The 5,125-nt window shown below is 36.4% G+C and carries 4 protein-coding genes; 2 read left to right on the forward strand and 2 right to left on the reverse strand.

Annotation, left to right across the window (positions count from 1 at the left end):
* Window positions 1-388 precede the first annotated feature (388 nt).
* Together CDG79_RS44565 and CDG79_RS44570 are read left to right on the forward strand one after the other, a co-directional pair.
* On the forward strand, window positions 389-1,696 hold the full coding sequence (locus CDG79_RS44565; protein ID WP_223278619.1) for a hypothetical protein: 1,308 nt from the start codon (window positions 389-391) through the stop codon (window positions 1,694-1,696).
* A 6-nt stretch (window positions 1,697-1,702) separates the two neighbouring features.
* Entirely contained in the window at window positions 1,703-2,893 is a 1,191-nt protein-coding gene (locus CDG79_RS44570) for a CHAT domain-containing protein (RefSeq protein WP_223278620.1), read from the forward strand.
* Here CDG79_RS44570 and CDG79_RS38875 read toward each other — a convergent pair.
* On the reverse strand, window positions 2,854-3,864 hold the full coding sequence (locus CDG79_RS38875) for a hypothetical protein (protein ID WP_223278621.1): 1,011 nt from the start codon (window positions 3,862-3,864) through the stop codon (window positions 2,854-2,856). The two genes, CDG79_RS44570 and CDG79_RS38875, sit on opposite strands and share 40 nt — an antisense overlap.
* A 33-nt stretch (window positions 3,865-3,897) precedes the next feature.
* The coding region (locus tag CDG79_RS38880) for a tetratricopeptide repeat protein (protein WP_143855727.1) at window positions 3,898-5,125 on the reverse strand (1,228 nt) is incomplete at its 5' end.

Below are 5,125 nucleotides of genomic sequence, written 5' to 3' on the forward strand. Positions count from 1 at the left end.
TAGTGCAAACTTGTCGTCGTCAAGGCAGAGCTGTGATTGATTTTTTTGCACAAGCACTGCGGGCTAATTCTAATAGTTATCTGTCTCGCCCATCACTGCTTCCTAAATATTAGACCTGAATCCTTACCTACAATCTAAGCCTAACAATCTGATGTATAACAATGTTGAGGACAGTAACTCTCTTCCAGTTCCAGCTTTTAATAATTCACAAAATCCCAAATTATTCTTCAGTAACCAACCCACACAAGTCATAGAAGCCAACGTTTTGATTCGGGATTCTCAAGGTAATTTAGTTTTGACGACAGACCAAGCAAATCCAACCTGGGATAATGCTTCACTGTCTGCAAGTTCTTGTTTTTCAGGATCTCAGTGGTAAAAAGATATAAAAATGATCTCACCTCAATGTTGCTTTAAATATCTTTTCTCAGGCATTCTAGGGCTGTCTCTAATTTTAATTCAATCATCTTCCCCTGCCCAGACTGTAAAAAAAGAAAAAGAATTTCTCAAAAATCAAGCGGCATCCCTGACTTCATCAGGTCACGAACAATTAGCTCTAGACCGTGCGGATGAAGCTTTAAAAACTTGGCAGGAATCTACGAAAATTTATCGCCAACTAAACGATCGAGAGGGAATTACGGAAAGCCTGATTAATCAAAACCTTGCTTTCCAAGCATTAGGATTACACAAACAAGCTTGCAATACACTTTTAGAAGCTTTAAAGTTGAATACAATTCTAGACATTTGCGATCCGATTTTGCAGCAACCTGCTATTGATCAAAAAGAGCAACTGACGGCAGTAATCGGTAAGCAAAAACCAACATCAGTTAACTTGCTTGGATTACAGAATCTAGGAGAAGTCTTGCGGATTTTAGGTCAGTTAAATGAATCTGAAACAGTTCTACAAGAAACATTAACGCTGGCAAAACTTGTATCCTCATCAAAGATTAGTGGGATTTATCTGTCTCTGGGTAATATCGAACAGTCAATTTATCAGCAATTGCAAGATAAATCTTCTTGGATAGAGGAACCACTTTTTCGAGAGCAGATTGCTAACATTATTCCCCAAAAAGCGCAAAAATCACTCTGGTATTACCAAACACTAGAAAACATCCCAAATATCTCCAAATCAGCTAAACTGCAAGCTCATTTGAATCACTTAACTTTACTGATAAGTTGGGAAAAATGGCTCAGTAATCAACCAAATCAAGCAAACCTCCATCAGAAAGTTAATCAACAAATTAGAGTATTGGTAAATCAAATAGATGACAATTCTTCTGCCTTTTTGGAGTTATCACCTGAGCCATCTATTCATGCTCGGTTGAATTTTGCTAATAACCTCAGCCAGATCCCAGATGAACAATTGAAATCAATAGCGATTCGATATAGTAAATTAGCCTTGAAAATGGCTGAAACTATTAATAGTATCCGATGGTTATCCTATAGTTTTGGTACTTTGGGTAAATTATCAACTCAAACAGAACAAAAACAGGCATATTTTAAGAAGGCTTTAGGATTCGCTCAATCAATTCGGGCTTCGGATATCGCCTACCAATGGCAGCAGCAGTTAGGACTCATTTACCAAAAGCAGGGAAAAACTGAGTTAGCGATTCAGAACTATAATGCTGCGCTCGCAAACATGACTCAAGTTCGTGATAGTCTTTTGTCAAGTAACGGAGACTTACAGTTATCGTTTTAGGAGGAAATGGAGCCGACCTATCGCAATTATATGCGATTACTCTTAGCATCTCCTAGTCCTGATTTAAAGAAAGTAATACAGATAAATGAAGGACTGCAAATAGCACGTTTAGAAAACTTTCTTCGATGTGGCAAGCTTGATCTTGTTGCTTTGAACCAGCTTCAAAATCTCAAGAACGTTCCATCTGTAATTAATATTATTGACTTAGAAGATACTATAGAGATAATTGTTCAGTCTCCAGATGGCTCACTTCACCATAATTCTGTTGACTCTAAGTTAGTTCGATTTCAGGTGAATCAGCTTTTAGAAGCATTACAAGGCGAAAAACTTATTAACATCAATGAGAATGCTATTACTCATTATTCTCAAAAAATTTATGAATATTTAATTACACCAATTAAAACATATATACCCTCATCAGGTACGCTAATATTCACTTTAGATAAATCTTTTCAAAGCTTACCAATGGCATTGTTATATGATGGAAAACATTATCTAATAGAGCATTATAGTATTGCAGAAACTCTAGGTTCTAGGGTAAGGCAACCTAGAATCTTGCATGAAAACCAGATGATAGCGTTGATAGCTGGACTATCAAAAATTAGCCCCAGTTATATAGATAAAAATGCACCTAAAAACATGGAAAATTTGCCCCCATCTAAACAAGAAGTAGAAAATGTTGAAAAACAAACTAAATCGTCAGTCGCCTTGTTAGACGATAAGTTTACCCTTAAAAGGTTTAAACAAGAACTGACTCAAAATAATTTTCCTATTGTACATATTACTACCCACGGACAATTCAGTTCTGACCCACTCAAAACAGTACTGGTAGCCTATGACAAACTAATTAATATTAGAGACTTTGACAGCTTAATCAGAGGTAAAACTGAAAATAGTCAAGATGCAATTGAGTTACTTGTTCTCAGCGCCTGTGAAACTGCAAAAGGCAACAAGCAATCAGCGATGGGCATTGCAGGGATAGCTGCCCAGGCAGGTGCGCGTAGTACTGTCGCTACTTTGTGGCGCGTGGATGCCAATTCTACCGCTTTGCTTATGCAAGAATTTTATAAAGGGTTGAATAATGGCTTACCTAAAGCAGAGGCACTACGTCAGGCACAATTGAGGTTACTGTCAAATCCCCAATATCAAAAATCTTACTACTGGGCCCCGTTCCTCCTGGTGGGAAGTTGGTTGTAGAATTTCACCATCTTCAAACCTTCTTGCGCTTTTTGTAACTCTTTTGAATTATTACTACTTTTCGCTACCTCAAAAGCCTTGGTGTATTGGCGTTTAGCTTCGTTTGGCAACCAAGCCCTCAGATAGCGATCGCCCAGTACTCTGTAAAGAGTTGGATTTCGGCTAGGAGTTGCGGTCTCCGTCTGTGACTTCAGCATCTCAATTGTTTCATTTAAAAGATTTTCTGACGCATAGATTGCGTCTATATCAAGAACAGTTTCATCTGGTGGTAGTCCTAATTCTTTAATGCGTTTAATATTTTGTGCAATTTCTTCTTGTGAAACTACAGACAATAGGTTAACAGGCGTTGAGTCATAGCTAAAAGCATTACCATCTTTGTAAGCAAAGACATATATTGTATATATGCTCCCCGGTTGAAATTCCTTTTCATCACTTGGGTAGGCAAGCCGAGTTTGATTTACAATTTTTTCCCATCCAAACTCGTAACTTTCGACTTTGACTTTGTAAGAAGTAGCACCCTTAACGGGAGTCCAAGTTATTTCCGGTCGAGGATTCAATGTTGAAGTGCTGTAAGGAGAAATAATTGTCGGCTCATCGCTCCCTTCTGTGCCTCCTTTTTGTATGCGACATCCATCAGTGTTGCTTGGATTGCAAGGAAATGAGGCTTGTTCAGATTCGGCACATTTATCAAGAGGAATAGTCCCACTAGGTAATTTTAAAAATTTTCCCGAACTAAAACATAAGAATTCTACAGAACCACCATTTAAAAGTTCTAATTTATCTCCCTTACAAATTAAACTTCCTACTTCAAATCGTTTGTCGCCTTTGCTTATTATCCTTCCTAACGGTGGCTCACAACGAACCTGATTTCTTCTTACTCTTATGAGCGGTACATTTGCTAGCAATGGTAGATGAATTAGTATTAGAGAAGTTAAACAGCACATTCCTCCAAAAAAAATCAGCTTTTTCATTGTTTGACAAACATAAAGTGTCTTAGCATCTTATCATTTGTCAAGTATGCGATCTAGTAATTCTTCTCTCCAGACAAACACTTCTGGTAGGCTAGATTTAGTCAATATACAAGCATCTATATAAGCTCTGGCGTAATTAAGTTGGCCTAATGATTCTTCTATTTGAGATAGTAAACAATATGCATCTGTTCTTTCACTGTCTAACTTTGTCGCTTTTTCTAAATATTTTTGCGCTTCATTTAACTTATTTTGCATTAACCTTGCCCATCCTAAATCTTTATACAACGATGCTTGCAACTCTTTATTATTAGTTTTTTTTAACCCGCTTAACGCTAAAGTAGCTGCGGCATTGTAATCCCCTTTTTTATTTTTCAATCTTGCTAAACCTGCAACAGCAAATATTGCTTGATCGCTACTTCTGATAGCAATTTCATATTGCTTTTGTGCTAAATCATATTCTCCCTGTCTATCATAAAAATCACCTAATCCGTAATGTGATTCCCATTTATTAGGTTTTAATTTAAAAATTATCTCGTAAGTTTTGTTAACACAATTGTAGTCATGTAACTGCTGACATGCAATTGCTAAATTATTATAAGCACTATCATCTTTAGGATTATATTTTATAGCTAGTTCGTAATTATTTCTAGCAATCTTAGGCTCATTTTGATGCTGTAAACCCTTCTCAAAGTAAAAAAATGAGACTGAGTTAGTTAAATTATGTCCATACTTTATTGCTCTTTGAAAGTCTTTCTCCGCATCGGCATTCCTATTTTCTTTATAAGCTTCTTTACCTTGATTCAAAAAATAATCTGCTACTGTGTATTTTAAGCTATTATTCAAATTCACTGCTTTTTGAAAATCGTTCTCAGCTTGGTCAAATTGATTTTCTGCATAAGCTTTTTTACCGGAATCTAAATAATATTTTGCTACTAGAGGTAAAGATGCATATATCAAACCAACAATACTCATTAAGCCTAATACAAACGCACTAATTTGAAATGGCTTTGATTTAATTACTCGATTAAGCTTTGATTTACTAGGTAAGCGCTCCAAACGCTGTATTATTATTTGAGTACTTTGTGGGCGCTGCCCTACAAAAGGAGCCATCATATCATCAAGTAAATCAGCCAAAAATTTATCTATGTGAAGTGCTTTATCTCTCCAAATTAGTCTTCCTGTCTGCTCGTCCATTTTGATTTCAATTAAAGAAATACCTGTGACTAAGTAAACAAAAGTTCTACCTAAAGCGTAAAAGTCT

The sequence above is a fragment of the Nostoc sp. 'Peltigera membranacea cyanobiont' 232 genome, assembly GCF_002245985.1.
GTDB lineage: Bacteria > Cyanobacteriota > Cyanobacteriia > Cyanobacteriales > Nostocaceae > Nostoc.

Excerpts from the sequence above, each read along its gene's own strand:
- CDG79_RS44565 (WP_223278619.1), top strand. The coding sequence starts at position 389 with ATGATCTCACCTCAATGTTGCTTTAAATATCTTTTCTCAGGCATTCTA.
- CDG79_RS44570 (WP_223278620.1), top strand. The coding sequence starts at position 1,703 with ATGGAGCCGACCTATCGCAATTATATGCGATTACTCTTAGCATCTCCT.
- CDG79_RS38875 (WP_223278621.1), bottom strand. The coding sequence starts at position 3,864 with ATGAAAAAGCTGATTTTTTTTGGAGGAATGTGCTGTTTAACTTCTCTA.